At 56.7% G+C, this 1,749-nt stretch carries 2 protein-coding genes; one reads left to right on the top strand and one right to left on the bottom strand.

Annotated elements, in window-relative coordinates:
* Window positions 1-1,337, top strand: a 1,337-nt coding sequence (locus WBB85_RS04545; RefSeq protein ID WP_432637437.1) for a DUF3427 domain-containing protein, incomplete at its 5' end; no start/stop codon positions are given.
* A 44-nt stretch (window positions 1,338-1,381) separates the two neighbouring features.
* On the opposite strand, the gene WBB85_RS04540 is transcribed toward WBB85_RS04545, so the two are convergent.
* A partial coding sequence (locus WBB85_RS04540; protein WP_432637436.1) for a hypothetical protein occupies window positions 1,382-1,749 on the bottom strand: 368 nt, incomplete at its 5' end.

Genomic DNA, 1,749 nt, shown 5'->3' with positions numbered 1-1,749 from the left:
GTTTCTCGCCAGAGGGGCTCGCCTCGCCGCAGGTTGGCATCGGCCTCTTGCAGCCAACCTCACTGGATCAGCTTGGGCGTGGCGAAATCGACATTCTGTTCGCAGTGGATATGTTCAACGAAGGCGTAGATGTGCCGCAGATCGGCACGGTGATGATGCTGCGCCCGACCGAAAGTGCGATCATCTGGCTGCAACAGCTTGGCCGAGGCCTGCGCCGGGTTGAAGGCAAGGTGCTCAGGGTCATCGACTATATCGGCAACCATCGCATTTTCCTGACCAAACTGCGCGCCCTACTGGCCGCAGGGCCGGGGGATCGATCCTTGGCCTTGAAACTCGACCAGATCATAGATGGCACAATGCCCCTGCCTGCGGGCTGTTCGATCACTTATGACCTGAAAGTTATCGAGATCCTGCGCGAGCTGCTGCGCCCCAAAACCGCCAGTGACGATTTGGAGGCGCAATACCGCGACTTTCGTCTACGTCACGGAATCCGGCCGACGGCAGCCGAAATCGGACGTATGGGCTTCGATCCCGCGCGCAACGGTCATGGTGGTTGGTTCGATTTCGTGCGGGACATGGGCGACCCAGTCGAACCCCGCGTATTGACCACACACGGCCCCCTATTGCGCCAGATCGAGCGCGACGCTGCATTAACCGCGCCTGCCCTGTCGGCAGTTGTCGCCAGCCTGAGCGGGCGGCCCTCTGCCCCAGAAGGTTTGCACGCCTGGGCGCTGTCGCCCTTCTTCCGTCGCGACGGCGACCAGCTAGTCCTGACGCGGCCGGACACGACAAGTGCGCTAGCCGGTATGGTCGAAGAATTGGTAGACTGGCGGCTCGGGACGTTGCGCGAACCCGCAAGGGAGGCGGCAGAGGCAGCCGCCAAGTTCCAAACAGCTCCAATCTTGTGGCGCGAGTACATGCGCGAAGAGATCCCGCCGTTGTTTGGGGCAGTGTTCAATCCCGGCAACTGGAACACAGGAATTGTGCGGCTCGACCGGGACTTGATCCTGCTCACCACGCTGCAAAAGGGCAATCTCAGCGTTGGTGGCCACTATGAAGATGCGTTCCTCTCACCGACACGCATGCAATGGCAAAGCCAAAACCAGACCACACGCGACAGTCTCGTGGGCCGAATCCTCAGTGGTGCCGAAGACAGCTATCGTGTCCACTTGTTCGTACGAAACGGAAAACTGAGGGAAGGCAAAGCTGCACCGTTTCTCTACTGTGGCAAACCACGTTTCGAAGGCTGGGAGGGTGAGAAGCCCATCACGGTAACTTGGGAACTGGCCGACGCTGTGCCGGAACATTTGTGCAAAAGTTTGGGAATCACCTCATAAATGGGCACGATCAGCCATCATAGAAGGCAAAACATCCAAGGCAACTATCTCTTCCTAAAGCTGAAACCAAACTCAACGGTCTTACCCGTCGTATAAGCGTCGGAAATTGTCCTGGGTTGCGCTGCGGAAACTGTCGAATGACGCCATACCATCACTTTCGGATGCATAATTGTAGCGACGATCATGCACATAGCTGCGAACAGCTTTGGTCCCAAAGGTAAGAGCAGTACCGTCCGCTCTACCATCTCGTATTCAACCAATCTACGCAGATCAATGTACAGAGGCTCCGCTTCATTGAGATCGTAAGAAAACAAATTGCGTTTATCCCCCATAAAACCGAAGTCCACGTTTGCCTCATCAATATGGATATCAAATCGAGGATCCGTCCCTGTCGGTCGGAAACAGTATATGT

Origin of the sequence: Albidovulum sp. (assembly GCF_049646345.1) — a bacterium.
Lineage (GTDB): Bacteria > Pseudomonadota > Alphaproteobacteria > Rhodobacterales > Rhodobacteraceae > Albidovulum.
Note: the sequence above shows the minus strand (reverse complement) of the source record. Positions and strands in the feature narration are given on the sequence as shown.